The sequence below is a fragment of the Rhodovibrio sodomensis genome (genome assembly GCF_016583645.1).
Lineage (GTDB): Bacteria > Pseudomonadota > Alphaproteobacteria > Kiloniellales > Rhodovibrionaceae > Rhodovibrio > Rhodovibrio sodomensis.
In genome coordinates, this window is sequence record NZ_NRRL01000091.1 from 1 (window position 1) to 16,937 (window position 16,937).

Sequence of the window (16,937 nt, forward strand, 5' to 3'; positions counted from 1 at the left end):
CCAGCAGCCCGACCGCCGCGAGCGCGGCGGCGACCCGCGGCCAGCGCCGCCTGCGCCGGCCCGCCTTGCGCCCGGCAAGCGCGCGCCAGGCGTGGGCGTAGCAGTCCGCCAGCCGCTCGGCGAGCACGGCGTCGCCGTCGCTCCAGGCGGCTTCCCGGATCATCCAGAGGATACCCAGCAACTCGCCGTCGGGCGCGATCAATGGCACCCACAGGGCGTGCCCGCCGGCGAACTCGTGCCAGCCGGCCCGGCGCTTGGCCGGGACCGCGTCCGGGCCGATCCGGCGGACCTCGCGCGCGTCCGCCTGGCCGGCCAGGTCCGCCAGCAGCGCCTCGGTCCAGCGCACGAACGGCGCGTCGCGGTCCAGCACGGAGACGCCGGAGACCGCCTGCACCCGGGGGCGTGCGCTCTCCCCGCCGGCGGCCAGCACGGCCTGCCGGAAGTTCAGCAGCCGGCGCGTCTCGTTGACCGCGACGAAGCCCAGCGCCTCGACGCTTTCGGCGTGGCGTGCCGCGCGCTCCAACTGCAGGAAGGTGGAGAAGCCGCGGAGCTTGGGATCGGTCGCCTGCATCTGACGCTAGCCGTTCGGCGGGTCGAACCGGGCGGTGCCGCTCATGCCGGGCAGCAGGCGCGGCGCCCCGGTCCCGGTGTCGAGCAGCCGGCCTTCCAGGGGCAGCGTCTGGCTGACCGGGTCGATCCGCGCGCCCAGCGTCGTCACTTCGGCCGTGTGGGTCCCGCCGGTCTCGTCGATTGTGAGCTCGAAGCGCTGGCCGGTCCGCAGCCACGCCAGCCAGCGCGACGGGACGATCAGCCGGAGCTTGAGGCCGCCGGCGGCGATCACGCTCATCAGCTCCTGGTCCTTGCCGACGGTTTCGTGGGCGTTGACCGGGCGTTCGACCACCCGGCCGTCGTAGGGCGCGGTCAGGGTGCAGCGGTCGACGTAGAGCTTGCGGGTCTGGACCTGCGCCTCGGCCTTGGCGACGTCCGCGCGGGCGAGCGCGACCTCCAGCTGGCCGACCGAGTTCAGGCGCGCCAGCTGTTCCTTGTTGTCCAGGGTGCGCTGCGCCCGGGTCAGTTCGGCGCGCGCGGCGCGCAGCTCGGCCTGATGGAAGCTGCAGTCGAACGCGACCAGCACGTCGCCCGCGGCGAACCGGTCGCCGGCGTCGACCGGCAGGTCCAGGATCCGGCCGCCGATCTCGCTGGACAGGATCGCTTCCGCCCGCGGCTCGATCAGCGCGCGCGCCTCGAAGGCGCCCAGGCCACCGCCGACCTCGCCGTCTCGGGGGGCGAACAACCGCTCCAGCGCCGGGTCGCCGGCAAGCGCGCGCGCCCCTGCGGCATCGCCCGCGCCATCGCCCGCGGTGTCGCGCGCGGTGTCGCGCGCGGCCGTGCCGTCCTGGGCCCGGCCCGGCGGCACGCCGAAGCCGGCGGCGCATACAAACCCGGTCGCGAGCGCGATCAGCGCCGCGCGGCGCAACCGCCGAAGTCCGGTTCCGGCAGGCTTACAAGCCTGGATGCAGGAGATATCGCGGGGGAGGGTGAAAAGCATAACGCGTCTTTCGTTCGCACCCGGGCCCGGCTGATAGGCCGCCCCGGACGTTCGCAATCGGGTTCGGCCCGGGCGGCCTGTCAGCCGATCCCGTGCCGTTCCCGTCTCGTGGGCCGCCGGCAGTTGTGCGGGTGGGTCGGCCGGCCAACCAGGGCAAGATGCCGAATGCTGGAACCACCATTTAGCTGAATCTCGCCTTCGCATTAAGAGACCTTTGGACACGGGCATAAGCAGCCGTGGGGGTGCTTCGACACGCCGGCCTGCGGCCGGCTACTCAGCATGAAGCGGCTTATATCGCATTGAAAACCCTAACACTTCATCCTGAGTAGGACACCGAAGGTGTCCGTGTCGAAGGACCTCACACGGGCGCTTGGCGAGCCCGTGCCAAAGTCTCCCTCATTACAGAGTAGAGCGAAATTCAGCCTTCAAGCATTTCGCTCTAGCCGGCGTCGCCTTCGAACAGGCCGTCGACCTGCGGCTTGCCCTGCTCGGCGCCGATCTCCAGCAGGGTCGAGCGCATGAACAGCTTGCCGTCCTGCCAGCCGCGCAGCGTGTCGCGGATCGCGTCGGCGACCACGTCGACCTCGGCCGCCTCGATCTGCTCGGGCAGCGGATCGGCCCCGACCGTCAGATAGACCTGGCCCAGGGCGTTCTGCGCCCGGGCGAACGCCAGGTCGCGACGCAGTTGGGCGACCAGCGCGTTCAGCTCGCCGCGGATCACCGCCAGCTCGCCGCCGTTCGCGGCCGCCTGGTTGGTGCGCAGCTGCTCCAGGATCCGCTTTTCGACGTCGGCGACCTCCTGGTTGGTGCGGTACAGCTCCTCCGCCTGGCGGTAGCCGCCGTAGGCGACGTACAGCTGGGTCAGCACCGCCATCGACAGCGCCTGCCGGCGGGCGGCGACCAGCTGCTCCTGGCTTTCCGCCTGCTCGAAACGCGCCGGGGCGGACAGCAGGTTGAGCAGGTTCCAGGACACCCGGACACCGTAGTCGGCCCAGTTCTGGTTTACCAGGAAGTCGTTGCTGTCGTAGTGCAGCCCGCTGAACACCTCCAGGCCGGGCAGGAAGCGCACCAGCGCCTTGCGCGTCTCGGTGGCGGACACGCGCGACTGGTAGTCCTGCTCGCGCAGCTCCGGCCGGTAGGCGAGCGCCAGCTGCTCCAGCTCCGCGGGCTGCAGCGCCAGCCGGCCCAGCACCACGTCGTCCGCCGGCATCTCCAGCTCGAAGTCGCGGTCGGGCGGCAGGTTCATCAGCGTCGCCAGCTCGATCTTGGCGAGCGCCAGGTCCTGGCGCAGCGTCTGCAGCTGGCGCTTCGCGTCCAGCACGGTGCGCTGATAGTTCAGCGCGTTGAGCGGGCTGTCCAGGCGCAGCTCCTCGATCCGCTCGGAGTTCGCGCGCGCCGCCTCGACCCGCGCGAGCAGCGGTCCGACGCGCGCCTGCAGCCGCTGCGCGGCGACCGCGCGCCAGTAGGCGGCGCGGACGTCCTGGATGATGCCGTGGACCACCTTGCGCCGGCGCTCGTAGGCGATCATCGCCCGGTCGGCCTGCTGCTGGGCGGTGAAGTAGCTGACCCCGAAGTCGAGCACGTTCCAGGTCAGGTTCAGGTCCGCGGTGAAGCTGTCGCGCTCCTCGGAGGTCGAGGGCGCGAGCGACTGCACCCCGGTCTCCACGTTCTCGGACGAGGAGGCGTTGACGTTGGACCGCCTGCGGTAGCCGGATTCGGCGACCACACGCGGCAGCAGGTCGTAGCGCGACAGGTCGAGCTGGTGCTGGCTGATCGCCTCGTTCATCACCTCGACCCGGTGGTCGAGGTTGTACATCACCGCCCGGGCCATCGCCTCGTACAGGGTCAGCGGCCCGTCGATCGGCTCCTGCTCGGAAAACATCGCCTGCAGGTCGGTCTCGATCCGCGCCTGCGTCTCATCCCGTGTCAACGGCTCCGGCTGGATCGCGCACGCGCCCAGCCCCAGCCCCAGAACCGCCACCGCAACCCCCGACCGCAGCCCCCGACGGCGGCCCGCACAACCTACACGCAACAAAGTGCCTCCCCGATCCCGACTCGCCCGACAGGCGTGATCTTTCGCTTGTGCCACCAATCTTCCGAAAAATCAATCGCCTATCGAAAGTGCCTTGGAAAATGCGCGGGTGGATTGTCATGCACCGCCCGGGTGAAGACGCAACTTGCGCGCAGATCGCCCGGGCGGTTGCGCCCGCGCGCACGGCGGGACCCACGGGCCGGCCTTCAGTTGAATTTCGCGCTACCTTCCAACAGATAGGCCGGCCAACAGATAGGCCGGGATGCCGAACCCTGGGTCCACGGTTCGGCATCCCGGCCTTACGCCGCGGCTTCCGCCAGGCGGTTGGCGAGGGCGGCGGCGTCGCGGTCGAACGCGCTGGCGCGTTCGCGCAGCTGGCCGCTGAAACCGCCGGTCTCGGCGGTCGCCGTGGCCGGCGGCAGCGCGGCCAGCGCGTCGCTCCCCGCCAGCGGCTCGGCGTCCGCCAGCGCGGCGACCGCGGCGTCCAGCCAGTGCGCCTTGGCGCTCGCCCGGGCGGCGGCCAGGGCGGCCGTGGTATCCGCCGCGGCCGGCGTCCCGCGATCGTCCGACTGAGGACCGTCCGGCCGGCGATCGGCCGACTGGGGACCGTCCGACTGGGGCTCGTCCGACTGGGGACCGTCCGGTTCGGCCGCCGCGGCCGCCGCGGTCTGCGGCGTCCGGCCCGCCGCGCCGTCGGTGCCGGCCGGGCTCGGCGCCTGGACCAGGTCGCCCGCGGCCGGGTCGGCCGCGCCGTCCGACGCCTGGGACAGCAGCAGGAGCGCCTCCAGATCGAGCGGCTGCCACTGGCCGTTCTGATAGATCAGCGTCTCCCCGCCCAGCGCCTCGATGTCCGCCAGCGCGCCGCGCGTGGTCGGGTCGCCGATGGCCGTCTGCAGCGTCCGGCTGGGATCGCCGGACACGTTGGCGGCCGCCTCCCGGAACGCCTGGGCGAGCGGCGAGTTGCCGCGGTCGAACGTGCCCAGGATCGCCGCCAGCGCGTTGCCGCTGACCACGCCGCTGCTGGCGACCAGCACGGTGTCGCCGCCGACACCGACCACCGTCACCCGCACCGGTCCGCGGTCCAGGTTCCGCACCGTCGGGGCGACGCCATCCTCCTCCGCCTCGGCGGGTACCTCGACGGTCACGTCGGCCGGCGTGCCGGCGCCGGCGCTCGTGCCGTCGTCGACGGTTACCCGCACGATTCGGTTGCCCGCCGTGCGATCTTCGCCGGCGGTATTGTCGTAGCCGATCGCGCCGAGCAGCGTGGCGATGCTGCTCGGCGTCGCCCCGGCGGCCAGGTCGATCGTCAGGCCCTCGCCCGACCCGCCGGTGGCGCCGGCCTGGATCGTGCCCACGGCCGTGCCGCCGACGGAGACCGTGCTGCCCGCCGTCTGCCCGGCGGACAGCGTGACCGTGCCGCTGGTGTCGATCGTCAGCCGGTCCTCCGCCTGCTGCCCGGCCTGGTAGGCGAGCGTCAGGCTGCCGCCATTGAAGTTGGCGCTGTCGGTGTCGGCCAGCGTCAGGTTGCCGCCCGCGTCGAGCGCCACCGGGCCGCCCTGTTCGGTGTAGGTGACGGTGTCGCCGTCCAGGTTGCCCAGCGTGGGCCGGTCGGAGACGTTGACCGTGATCGTGTCGCTGTCGGTGTTGGGGCCGCCGGTCGAGCTGGAGCCGTCGCTGGTGGTGACCGTGATCGTCTTCGCGCCGGTGGTGTCGACCGCCGGCGTGAAGGTCAGGCTGGCCAGCGTGGTGTTGACGTCGGCGGGCGTGCCCGCGATCTGGATCGAATTCGACCCGCCGCCAGTCACCGTCGCGCCGCCGCTGGCGGTCGCCTGGAAGGTGCCGACGGCCGTGCCGGAAACCGACACGGTCGTGGTCACGCTGCCGCTGTCCGCATCGGCGACCGAGATGCCGGTCAGCGCGAGCGCCTGCCCGTCGGTCGCCGTCTGCGTCCCCGGCACGGTGTTCACCGGCGGGGCGTCGACGTTGACGGTGAAGGACACTGGCGTCGAGGTGGCGGCGGCGGTTCCCGCGTCGGTCAGCGTCAGGTTGAAGACGTGCGCCCCGGCGAACGTCGGATTGCCGCCCGAGCGGTAGGTCAGCGACTGGATCAGCTCCTGAATCCGGGCCGGCGTGGCGCTGTCGTTGAACGTGATCACCAGGTTGTTGTCGTTCTGGCCGTTGTTGCCGACGCCGCCGACCGTGCCGATCGCCGTCCCGCCGACGGTGATCGTCTCGTTGACCGAAATGCTGGTGTTGCCGCCCGCCAGGACGGTGCCGCTGACCCCGAAGCCGCCCTCCAGGGCGGTGTTCTGGCGCGCGATCGTCAGGTTGCCCCCGTCGAAGTCCGCGCTGTCGGGATCGTTGACGGTCGCGGCGGCCCCCGCGTCCACGTCCACCACCTCGAGGAACGCCGCGTTGACGCTGTCGCCGTCCAGGTTGCCGACGACCGGCGGGTTCGGGGTGACGTCGATGGTGAAGGTGTCCGACGCGGTCTCGTCGCCCGCGTTCGCGCTGCCGTCGTCGTCGTTCAGCGTCAGCGTGAAGTCGCGTAGGCCCAGGCCGGAGGGCGCGGAATAGGTCAGGTTCTGCAGCAGCGTCTGGATACGGGCGGAGGTGGCGTCGGCGTCGAAGGTGATGACCAGGTCGCTGCCGCTCTGGCCGTCGGTCGTGACCATTCCGATCGCCTGGGCGCCGACGGCGATCGTCTCGCCGGCCGTGATCGTGCCGTCGCCGTTCGCGGTTGCGGTGGTGCCGTCCAGGCCCCAGGAGCCGTTGGGGGTGCCGGCGCTCTGGGCGATCGTCAGCGTCCCGCCGTCGTAGTCGGCGCTGTCCGGGTTGCTGACGGCCGTATCGTCGAAGCCGTCGACGTTCTGGAAGCCGCCGCCGGCGACGATCCCGCTGGTCTCGCCGAACAGGTCGCCGATCACCGGTGGGTCGTTGACCGGCGTCAGGGACACCGTCGAGGTGAGGTTGGGCGTGGCCGTGTTGTCGTTCGCGCCCGCATCGGATCCGTTGTCGACCAGCTGGGTGATCGTCACCACCCGGTCCGAAGCCGTTGTGGGATCGTCGCTGGTGTTGCGGTAGGCGAGGTCGTCGACCAGGGTTTGCAGTTGTGCCTCGGACAGGTTGGCGCCCGAGAAGCTGACGGTCGCGGTGCCGCTACCGTCCACATCCACGTTTACTGTCAGTCCGTTGGTCGCGGTCGAGTTGACGCTGGTCCCGTCTGTCAGTGCCACGTCGGAGCCGTCGAACCGCAGGATCTCGGCCGCGCCGTCGGCGACGTTGGTAATCGTCAGGGTGAGCCCGGTGACGCTCTGCGCGCTCTCCACCGTGGAGGCAGTAGCGCCTGAGAACAGGTCCGCCCCCGGCGCCCCGTCGCCCTCCGTGAACGGCGGGTTCTGGCCGGCGGCGGTCAGGGTCGGTTCATCGTTCACGCCGGTGATCGAGACGGTCAGTGCGCCGGTCGCTTGGCCCGGGTTGGCGCCGATACCCTGGGTGTCGGCGCTGTTGCCGTCCTGGAACGTCCAGTTGAGCGTGACGCTGCCGGCCGGATCGCCTGCAGTGTTCTCGTAGTGGACAGCCTGCAGCACCTCGTTTACTAGCGCGCCCGTAGGTGTTGCGCCGACATCGAAGAACGTGATCGTGATGTTACCGGTACCGGTCACGACGGACCCGACTAGGGTCGCACCGTCGTTAAGATCGGTGCCCGATACGGAGAGACTGCTGCCAGCGCCGAAGACCAGCGACAAAGCGTCGTTCGCGTCGGCCCCGCCGCTGCGCTGGATGAACAGGTTGGCCCCGTCGTAGTTGTCAGCGGCGTCCAGTTCGACATCGGACACCGTCACGTCGCCGTCCAGCTGCACCGCCGAGCCGCCCTCGGTGAAGACTGGCGTGGCGTTCAGGTTGTTCAGCACCGGCGCGTCGTTTACGGCGGTGGCGTTGATGTTGACGGTACCGAGGGCAACGGGCCCACCGCCGCCGGTTCCGGTGTTGCCATCGTCGTCGGCGGTCAGCGTCAGCGTGGTGACGGGCGCCCCGTTAGCGTTGGTTGGCGTGGTGTACTGGACGTTGTTGGCGGTGTTGAGGAAGGTCTCGATCTCCGCCGCCGTCCCGGTTAGTGACAATGTCGCGCCGCCGCTGCCGCCGACGCCGACCCCGCCACTGCCGGTTGCCGTCAACGTGCCGGCGCCGACCGACAGCGTCAGGGTTACGTCGGCACCGCCGGAATCGACGTCGCCGAAGGTCGCCCCGGACAGGTCAACGTCGCTCGCCACGTCCTCCGTCACCGTGATGCCGGCCGGCAGGCCGACGAAGGTCGGGTCGTCGTTCACGGCCGCGACGTTGAGGTTGATGGTGCCGAGGTTGACCGGAGTGCCGCCGCCGGTTCCGGTGTTGCCACCGTCGTCGGCGCTGACGGCGATCGTCGTCGCCGGGCTGCCGTTGGCGTCGGCGGCCGGCGTGTACTGGATGGCGCTGGCGGTGTCGAGGTAGGTGTCGATGGCCGTCGCCGTGCCCGTCAGCGTCAGTGTGCCGCTGCCGCTGCCGCCGATGCTGACGCTGCCGCCGCTCGTCGACGCCATTGTGCCGGCACCTGCCGCCAGGGTCAGCGTGACGTTGCTGTTGCCGGAATCGACGTCGCCGAAGTTCGCGGCCGACAGGTCCAGGTTGCCGGCCGTATCCTCGGTGAAACTGACCGTACCGGGCTGGCCGGTCAGGGTTGGGTCGTCGTTGACCGCGTTGACGTCCACGGTCGAAGCGATCAACAGCGTCGCGTTGTTGTCGTTGCCGCCGGTGTTCGAGCCGTTGTCGGTCAGGCCGGTCAGCGTCACCACCCGGTTGGCATCGGTCGGCGCCTCGCTAGTGTTACGGTAGCCCAGGCCGTTGACTAGGGTCTGCAGCGTCGCGGCATCCAGCGTTACGCCTGTCAGGGTCACGGTCGCAGTACTGCCCGCCAGAGCGACCGTTGCCGTTCCGCCGGACACGCCGGCGCTGTTCGTGTTCGTCAGCGCGAGGTCGGTTCCGCCGATGTTCAGGATCTCCGCCGCCCCCTCGGTCACGTTGGAGACCGTCAGGGTCAGGGAACTGAAGGTCTGGCCGCTTTCCACCGTCGACGCCGCGGCGCCCGTGAACAGGCCCGCGTTGCCGTCGCCCTCGGTGAAGATCGGGTTGCTGCTGGTCGCGGTCAGCGTCGGCTCGTCGTTGAGCGGATTTACGGTGACTGTGGACTGGATGTTTGGCGTCGCGGTGTCGGCGCCGCTGTTGGCGGTCCCGCCGTCGTCACGGATCGAGGTGATGGTGACCACACGGTTGGCGTTGGTCGGGTCCTGGCTGGTGTTGCGATAGCCAAGGCCGTCGACAAGCGTTTGGAACGCGGCGGACGTCAGGTTGAGGCCGCTCACGGTCACGGTCGCCGTGCTGCCGGACACGCCGACACCGGCCGTGCCGCCGGCGACGCCCACGCTGTTGCCGTTGTTGAGCGCGACGTCGGTGCTGTCGATGCTGAGGATTTCGCTCGCGCCCTCGGTCACGTTGGAGACGGTGAGCGTGATGGCAGAGAAGTTTTGGAGGCTCTCCACCGTGGAGGCCGAGGGGCTGGAGAACAGGTTGGCATTGCCGCCGCCCTCGGTATAGGTCGGACTGACGGCGGTCGCCGTAAGCGTGGGCGCGTCGTTAACGGCGTTGATCGCGAGCGTCCCGGAGATCTGGCTGCTGCCGCCGTCGCCGTCGTCGACGGTGATGGTGACCGCGCGGTCCGCGTCGGTGCCGCCGGCGGTCGGATCGTCGGTGGCGTTGTTGAACTGCAGCTGGCCCAGGATCGCCTGGGCGTCGGCTGGTGAGATGTTGCTGTCGAAGTTGATCCGCAGCGCCGTGCCGTTGCCGTCGCTGGTGCCGTCGATGGTGGCGCCGGTCGGCAGGGCGCCGTTGACGCTCAGCGTGTCGCCGGTCTGGTAGGCGTCCAGCGTGACCTCGATGAAGCCCGTGTTGAAGTCCGTGCTGTCGCCGTCGGTCACGCTTTCGCCCGACGTTACGAGATCGACCGCGCCAGCGTCCTCGAGGAACGGCGTCCCCCCGACGGTGCCGCCGACGGACGGTGCGGCGTTGGCCTGGGTTATGTCGATATTATCCAGGAAGATGTCAATATCGCCGCCGCCCTGGTTCGTGAACTCGACCCGCGTGAAGCCGCCGTAAACCCCGCTTATACCATTGTTATCGAGATAGCTTCCTTCTGACCCCAGCGGAATTGTTTGGGTTTGAGATCCACTACCAGAATGAAACCCTTCCACAACGACTGTTCGGGCCGAGAAACTATAGACATAAAAGCTATTCAAGTTGAACAGCTGGTTGTTGTTGAAAGTAATGGTTATTTTATCGCCAATAGTGCCGAATGAGTAATCGTGTCCGACTTGATAGTTCACGCTCGGGTTGCCGGCGTAAGAGGCCAGGACGTATAGATCCCCATCATCAGTGGTGATGGTTACCTAATCAGAACCGATATCTTGACGAAGGGTGGTCGCATTGGGCTCGGTAACTCCGCTGTCAAAGCTGAAGTTGACGAGGAGACTGTCAAAATTGCCCCGCGCCACGCTGTCGACTGCTGGGTCCGCCTCGATGTCGCCGGTTGTCACTTCGAGGGTCCAGTTGCCGCCCAGGGCGTCCGCACCCGTGGCGTCCGAGGAAGCTGCGACATCCGCGCCCGTCGACGCAGCCAGGGCATCGAGAAAAGCTTGCCCGTCCCCATCCGCGCCGACGTAACAGCTGTAGAGCAGCAGATCGGCCGTCGGGCTCAGCGCGGTCTCGATCATCGCGAGTTCGGCGGCGTAGTCGTCAAGGCTCTCCGAATTCAAGCGCGCGTTCCCGAGCGTGAACGCGCCGACACCGCCGTGGCCCAGCACATGCACTGACTGCACCTCGCTGCGCCCGGCCAGCGTGTCGGCCATGACGCGCATGCCGTCCTCGTTCGGCCCAACTAGCGCGAGCTGGGCGTCGGGGTCGACGCCGTCGGCGAGGGTCTGCCAACCCTCCACCCCGGTGTCGACGAACACCACCGTATCGGCGTGGGCGTCGGTATCGGAGAGCGTCGCGGCGGCGAGGTCGTCGTCCGCGGTCTTCGGGTCGGCGGCGTCGGCGCCATCCGGGGTCGCGCCCGACGTCTCGGCGGTCTCCGCCGTCTCAGCCGTTTCCGCCCCGGTCGCGACGGCGGCGGCGTCCAGCAGCAGCCGCGGCTCCAGCGCGAGCGCCAGGAGCGCCTCGGCGTCCTGCGTACGCATCTTGGCCTTGGATGCCCGCCTTGTCTTAGCCGCCCCACCGCGCACGCCGGCCTGCTCGAACAGCGGCCCCTGAATCACCTTTTTCATCGCCGACCCGTCCCTTGACCTGCCCGCCGATCATGCCGGCGGGCTCAACACCTCGTTAAGCCCCAGGCGACGACGCTACCCCGAACGGCGCGGAAATAAAACCGGCTATTGTAGGTGGGCGCGTAGCGACGCGTTATTGGTGCAGTCGGGTTTCGGCCGCCCGCGGGTCGTCGGGCGGGCGTTGTCTCAGGCGCCGTCGGCGGTCCCGCCGTCCTTCCGGCTCGCGGTGACGACGCTGGCGGCGGTGCCCGCGCGTTCCCGCCAAAAGGTCATTTCCTGGTACTTGGCGAACACGTCTGGGGGCAGGATGGTCCGGCGCGGCTCGAAGCGGACCTGCGGGCGCACCCGGTGCAGCCCGTCCACGCCGAGCGCCTGGTCGAAATCGGGGGCGTCGTATTCGACGTTCTCGGGGTCGTGGCCGTCCCACCTGGGCTCACCGATGAACTCGTAGATCATTTTCAGCACATCCAGCGGCTTGCGGGCCAGCAGGTCGTACTCGACCACCAGCAGGCGCTCCGACTGCTCGCCGTAGAAACCGTCCTTGAGCGCCGTCCAGGCGCTGCCGACCAGGCCGTTGGCACGCGCCAGCGCTTCCGTGCGGCTGTACACCGTCCCGCGGTCCCCAGACCCGAACAGGCGGGTGTTCTCGTAGGGGTTCTTGCGCACCAGCCGTTCGATCGAGTCCATCACCCAGGGGACGTCGCGCACGCACGCGATCACCCGGCAGTCCGGGAAAAGGTCGACCAGCAGCGGCATCTGCGCCGTCCAGCGCCTGTTGGTGTCGAAGATCACCCGCTTGGCGGCGAGATCTGCGTAATAGCTGTCGAACAGGCCGCGGACGACCGTGCGCTTCTGCTCGGTGGTGACCAAGTGCGCGGCCTCCCGGCCGGCGCTCATCAATTCCACACTGGCGCCGACCAGGCTGCCGACCGGGCTGGTCATGCCCGCATGGAACGCCGGGTTCTGGCGCAGCAGCGCGCCCAGCAGCGTGGAGCCCGATCGGGGCAAGCCGGCGATGAAATGGAACTGGGCGGTCATGGCGGACACAACGGTCGACGTGGTTGGAAACAACAGGCGCGTATGGAAACCGGTCCTGCGCCTGTTGTGCAAGCGTTCGTTGCCGTCGTTGGTACGCCTTTTGCGCGCGCTTATGCACTTGACGATTGATAGGCGTAAACCTTGCGTGTATATCCTTGAGAAGGAATCAATCGAGCGGGGGCGGGGATGCTCGGTCGGGCGAATTTGCCGAATGGTGTTTCGTTGCGGCCTGCCGGGGCAGGGGGTGGCGCGTTCGAGCAGCGGTTGTACGAAGCGCGCCGCTGGGATTTGTGGCTGGTCAACGGCACGGACGAATTCGTCCGCACATTGATCGAGCAGCAGTATCGTGCCCAGGCGGCCGACTATGAAGCCCGGTTTCCTTACGCCCAGGCCTTCGTGATCGAAAAGACCGGGACGGCGTGCGGCCGACTGCTGCTGGACTTTAGCCAGGACGTCTACGTCGTCGACCTTGCGATATTGCCGGAGGCACAGGGCAAGGCGATCGGAACCACCGTGCTGCAAGCGCTGCAGCAGGTGGCGGCGGCGATCCCTGCGCCGGTCTCGCTGTCCACTCACGCGATGAACGCGCCCGCGCGCGCGCTGTACCGGCGGCTTGGCTTTCAGCCAAGCGGTGCGGACGTCGGGCCGATGCACCTCGGTCTGCAGTGGTGCCCGCCGTCGCTGCACGGTTCGGCCGCGGCAAGCGTGGCAACAGGGGTGGCCGCGCGCGCGAGCCGCTAGGGCAAGAGTCAGCCGGACGGTTTCCCACCGTCCGGCTGACTCTTGCGCCTCTATCGAGGAGAGTTAGAGCGAGAGTCAACCCGAAAGCGGATTCGGCCTGATGGCATTTCGCTCTAAGAGGCGCGGACGCCCGGCGCCCACGGGGGGACGGCAGGCCGGCAGCTGCTGGCAGGTCATGCCGGGTAGGAGTCCCACACGACGCGTGCCGCCGGGCGCGCGTGAAGGTTAAGGAGTTGGAAATGTCGGAACCGTTTCTCGGTGAAGTGAAAATCTGGGGGCTCGACTTCGCGCCCAGGCAATGGATGTTCTGCAACGGCGGCACGCTCTCGATCCAGCAGTATAGTGCGTTGTTTTCCCTGCTCGGAACCCAGTTTGGCGGCAACGGGACGAGCACCTTCCAGGTTCCGGACCTGCGTGGCCGGGTGCCCATGCATCCGGGCGGCAGTATCCAGCAGCAGGGCCAGGCGGGCGGCCAGCAGACGGTGACGCTGAGTGATTCCCAGATGCCGCGGCATTCCCACGGCGTGACCGCAGTGTCGGCCACCGGGGGGACCAACCAGCCGGCCAATCACGTGTTTGCCGGCGCGGACGGTGCGAGCACCTACGCCAGTCCAGGCAATCTCGTTTCCCTGTCGGCGAGTAGCGTGGGCAACATCGGCGGGAGCCAGGCGCACGAGAACCGCCAGCCCACGATCGCCCTGACGTTCACCATCGCGCTGCAGGGCATTTATCCGTCGCGCAACTGACCCCCCGTGCCGGCCACGCGGCCGCAGGTTAGGAGAGAGATCCCATGGCGGAACCTTACATCTCCCAGATCATCATGTTCGGCGGCAATTATTCCATCCGACAATATGCCAATTGCGACGGCCAGTTGCTCCCGATCTCCCAGAACCAAGCGTTGTTCTCGCTGCTCGGGACGACCTACGGCGGCGACGGGCGCACCTCCTTCGGGCTGCCCGACCTACGCGGGCGCGTGCCGACCGCCCAGGGTCAGGGCCCGGGCTTGACGCCGTACCCGTTGGGCAGCCGCTTCGGCGTAGAAGACGTCACGCTGACGGTGAACCAACTTCCGTCGCACACCCATGCCGCCATGGCTAACAGCGGCTCGGCGGACTCGCCAGATCCCACGAACCGTTTGCTGGCGCCGGGCACCGCCGATGGCAATGCGGTCAGTCAGTTTTCAGACCAATCGCCCACAGCGAACATGTCGTCTGCGGCCGTCCAGCGGACCGGCGGCAGTCAGTCGCACACCAATATGATGCCAAGCCTCGTGATCAACTTCCAGATCGCGTTGCAGGGCCTCTTCCCGTCACGCAGTTAATTCGCAGGAGGCCAGCATGAGCGATCCCTACGTCGGAGAGATCCGGATCCTTCCCTACACCTTCGCGCCGCGCGGTTGGTCCGCCTGTCAAGGTCAGTTATTGCCGATTTCACAGAACACAGCGCTGTTCTCGATCCTCGGCACGATGTACGGCGGGGATGGTCGCAGCACCTTCGCCCTGCCGGACATGCGGGGCCGCGCACCAATCCACCATGGGCGCGGACCCGGCCTGACCCCGCGCACCCAGGGGCAGCGGCTCGGCGTCGCCGACGTGACGCTGACCGAGTCTCAGATGCCTACTCACAACCATAGCGTGCGGGTCGCGCCTACGCAGGCCGACCAGGATGCACCTTCCGGTCATTACCTTGCAGATGCTGGGAAGTCGGGGCGGGGCGGCCGGTTTGACGCGGTAGCGATGTACAGCACTTCGACGAGCGGAGGTCAGATGGCTTCGCAGGCGCTGGGCACCGCCGGCGGCAGCCAGGCGCACCAGAACATGCAGCCGTACCTGGGGATCCAGTTCTGTATCTCGCTGTTCGGCGTTTACCCGTCGCATAATTAACGACGCACTGGCGGCCGGGCCCGGGGTCGTCGGGCTCGGCCGCCGGCCGCCCGCGCCGCGGTTGGTGGGAGCGCGAAATTGACGCTGAAGGTCGAGCGGACCTTCAGCGATGTCGTCCTAGTTCAGCACAGCGATATAGACCCGCCGACCGTCGTCCTGTGGGCCATGCGGCACTACGAATAGTTCCAGCGTCCCAATTTCAGGGTGCGAGACGGCAAAGGTCTGCTGCCCGGCCTCCGTCGCCGGGGGCGCGGCGAACGTCAGGCTAAACGCCCAGGGCACCCCCTCGCCCTCGCGCCCGCCGCGCGGCCGGGGGCTCTCGTCGACCTCGATCAGCTCGGCCTCGAAGCTCTCTTCCGCAGTGGACAGCGTGAACGTCTGGTTGACGTAGCGCTCGAAATCCCGCCCCCCGAGCGACTCCAGCATCGTGCCCCTCCCGTTTCCGCGTGTGCCGCTATCGGACTACCCGCTGCGACGCGAGCCCGCAAGGACGGTCTTCGCGCCTCGCGCATGCCCGCAGGGGGTGCGCCGCTTAGTCACGTTTTCGCGGTGCGCTCGGTGTTGCCAAAAGGGCGCGGTATCCTCGATGAGCCGGGCTCACGCTTGAGGTCCGAAACGACCCTCAAGCCGGATGCCGCGCTAACGTTCCAACGAACAGACAAAACGCCGGAAGGCGATGCCGCCTGCCAGCGTTTTGTCCAAGGCTGCGGGCGCCCGGCGTGCCGAACAGGCTCGGCCCGGCCCACCTTGCAGCATCTTGCCCTTACCCGGCGGTGACCGCGCCCACCATGACCCGGCTCGCCGCACGGCCGGTCGGCCGATCGTGGAAGCCGCCGGTGTAGAGCTGGCCGGTCACCTTGACCGGGCCGTTGAGGCCGGCGGCCGCGCCGTTGGTCGGGTAGACGCGCACCGCGCGCTGCGGCCAGGCCTGCGGGGTCTCGCAGGCGAGGTCGGCGACCGGGCCGTCCTCGCCCAGCACCAGGTAGTGGCCGGGCCCCTCGGCCGCCGGGGTCGCCCAGCCGGTCAGCGTGACCGTGCGCCCGGCGCCGCCCTTCTTGGCCAGCCGGCGCGCCAGCAGGCCGGGCGTGCGCGGCCCCTCGGCCCCGGACGTGCCGCCCAGCCCGGCGATCGCCGGGCCGGACAGGGTGATCGCGGCGGCGCTGCCGGCGCCGGCGAAGACGAAGCTGCGTCGATCCATGGCTCACTCCCCCAAGATGGTGGCCGCGGGCCCGGAGGCTCCGGAAGCGCGGCGGACGTGACGCGCCGGCGCGTGCGCGGGCGCGGCTAGAGCAAGATGCTGAAAGGTAAAGCCACCTTTCAGCTGAATCTTGCTCTTCCTTCAAGCAGTTAGAGCAAAATTCACGATGCAGGTCGACCAGACCTTCATCGATTTTGCCCTGACGTTTCGCCCCCAGGATACCCCAATTTCGCCAAAGGTCACGCCCGTTCGTTGCATCGCCCGGATCCCGGTTCGCGCGGAGACCCGGAACGCCCGCGCCGTAAGCGGCGGGCCGTCAGGCGGCGGGCCGTCCGGCGGTGGCGGCTGGGCTCTGGCAATCCGTCAGATCGCGCGGTACCCGGCGCGGCCCGGGGCGCGCCGGAGCCAGCCCCAAGCGGTGCGGGCGCGGGCTGTTTCGGGCGCGGGCGATCTCGGCCGCGAGCGGTGCCGGCAGCGGGCGGCACGCGGCAGGCGGCACGGGGCAGGCGGCGCGCGGCAGGCGGCGCGCGGGTGGGCGCCGGTGCGGTGCCCGGCGCGGCCGGGTTTCGCGCAAAGGCGGTATTGGCTGCCGCGGCGCACGCGGATTCCGCAATTGATTAAATTCCTAGATTGCGGAAAATGGCAAGAACGTAACGCGAACACCGGGGCGCCGCGCCGCGGCCCGGATGGCGCGGCGACGTTCGAACCGCGCGGCCGCCGGCTTGGCCGATGCCCGCGCCGACCCCTCACGCGATCTACGGAGCGTTTCCATGCCGCATGCCAACAGCCACTTCCAGCCGATCACCGAGCTGCCCAGCGAGCACGGCCTGACCCTCTGGGGCTACGCCACCCGCAACGATCCGGACCCGGTGCGCGCACCCGGCTACTTCCAGGCGTTCAGCCATCACCTGAAGCTGGGCGACCTGCTGCTGGTCCGCCACACCGGCGCGTTGCCCGGCCCGGCCGCGGCCGGCCTGCCGACGCCGTCGCTGACGCTCTTCGCCGTCGACCGCGACGCGCGCGGGGTGGTGGTGCTGCACGAGGTCTGGCGCTTCGCCTGGGCCGACGCCCGCGCCGCCGCCGCACGGGCCGGGACCGCGGCACCGGACGCGAACGACGACGCCCCGGCGACCCCGGATGC

12 protein-coding genes and 1 pseudogene are annotated in these 16,937 nt (G+C 69.2%); 5 read left to right on the forward strand and 8 right to left on the reverse strand.

What is annotated here, in order from left to right:
* The 6 genes and pseudogenes from CKO28_RS20765 to CKO28_RS20790 form a co-directional block, all read right to left on the reverse strand.
* Positions 1-571, reverse strand: a pseudogene (locus CKO28_RS20765) (efflux RND transporter periplasmic adaptor subunit); the annotation flags it as partial.
* A 6-nt stretch (positions 572-577) separates the two neighbouring features.
* Positions 578-1,477, reverse strand: coding sequence for an efflux RND transporter periplasmic adaptor subunit (locus CKO28_RS20770; protein WP_200342735.1), 900 nt, complete (start codon positions 1,475-1,477; stop codon positions 578-580).
* 511 nt (positions 1,478-1,988) lie between these two features.
* The gene (locus tag CKO28_RS20775) at positions 1,989-3,530 is read right to left on the reverse strand and encodes a TolC family protein (protein ID WP_200342736.1); all 1,542 of its coding nucleotides are present in this window, start codon (positions 3,528-3,530) and stop codon (positions 1,989-1,991) included.
* A 350-nt stretch (positions 3,531-3,880) separates the two neighbouring features.
* On the reverse strand, positions 3,881-9,592 hold the full coding sequence (locus CKO28_RS20780; RefSeq protein ID WP_200342737.1) for a beta strand repeat-containing protein: 5,712 nt from the start codon (positions 9,590-9,592) through the stop codon (positions 3,881-3,883).
* A gap of 468 nt (positions 9,593-10,060) precedes the next feature.
* On the reverse strand, positions 10,061-10,936 hold the full coding sequence (locus tag CKO28_RS20785) for a DUF4347 domain-containing protein (RefSeq protein WP_200342738.1): 876 nt from the start codon (positions 10,934-10,936) through the stop codon (positions 10,061-10,063).
* 186 nt (positions 10,937-11,122) lie between these two features.
* The gene (locus CKO28_RS20790) at positions 11,123-11,974 is read right to left on the reverse strand and encodes a sulfotransferase family protein (protein ID WP_200342739.1); all 852 of its coding nucleotides are present in this window, start codon (positions 11,972-11,974) and stop codon (positions 11,123-11,125) included.
* Between the two features lie 264 nt (positions 11,975-12,238).
* Between CKO28_RS20790 and CKO28_RS20795 the strand changes: the two genes are divergently transcribed.
* From CKO28_RS20795 to CKO28_RS20810, 4 genes are all read left to right on the forward strand, one after another.
* The gene (locus CKO28_RS20795; protein ID WP_200342740.1) at positions 12,239-12,715 is read left to right on the forward strand and encodes a GNAT family N-acetyltransferase; all 477 of its coding nucleotides are present in this window, start codon (positions 12,239-12,241) and stop codon (positions 12,713-12,715) included.
* Between the two features lie 239 nt (positions 12,716-12,954).
* Positions 12,955-13,461, forward strand: coding sequence for a phage tail protein (locus CKO28_RS20800; RefSeq protein WP_200342741.1), 507 nt, complete (start codon positions 12,955-12,957; stop codon positions 13,459-13,461).
* A 44-nt stretch (positions 13,462-13,505) separates the two neighbouring features.
* On the forward strand, positions 13,506-14,036 hold the full coding sequence (locus tag CKO28_RS20805) for a phage tail protein (RefSeq protein ID WP_200342742.1): 531 nt from the start codon (positions 13,506-13,508) through the stop codon (positions 14,034-14,036).
* Positions 14,037-14,052: 16 nt separating this feature from the next.
* Positions 14,053-14,598, forward strand: coding sequence for a phage tail protein (locus CKO28_RS20810; RefSeq protein ID WP_200342743.1), 546 nt, complete (start codon positions 14,053-14,055; stop codon positions 14,596-14,598).
* Positions 14,599-14,715: 117 nt separating this feature from the next.
* On the opposite strand, the gene CKO28_RS20815 is transcribed toward CKO28_RS20810, so the two are convergent.
* Together CKO28_RS20815 and CKO28_RS20820 are read right to left on the reverse strand one after the other, a co-directional pair.
* A complete protein-coding gene (locus CKO28_RS20815; RefSeq protein ID WP_200342744.1) occupies positions 14,716-15,024 on the reverse strand; it encodes a DUF6916 family protein in 309 nt (102 codons plus the stop codon).
* 337 nt (positions 15,025-15,361) lie between these two features.
* The gene (locus CKO28_RS20820; protein WP_200342745.1) at positions 15,362-15,796 is read right to left on the reverse strand and encodes a hypothetical protein; all 435 of its coding nucleotides are present in this window, start codon (positions 15,794-15,796) and stop codon (positions 15,362-15,364) included.
* Positions 15,797-16,566: 770 nt separating this feature from the next.
* On the opposite strand from CKO28_RS20820, the gene CKO28_RS20825 reads away from it, so the two are divergent.
* On the forward strand, positions 16,567-16,937 hold a 371-nt coding region (locus CKO28_RS20825; protein ID WP_200342746.1), incomplete at its 3' end, for a hypothetical protein.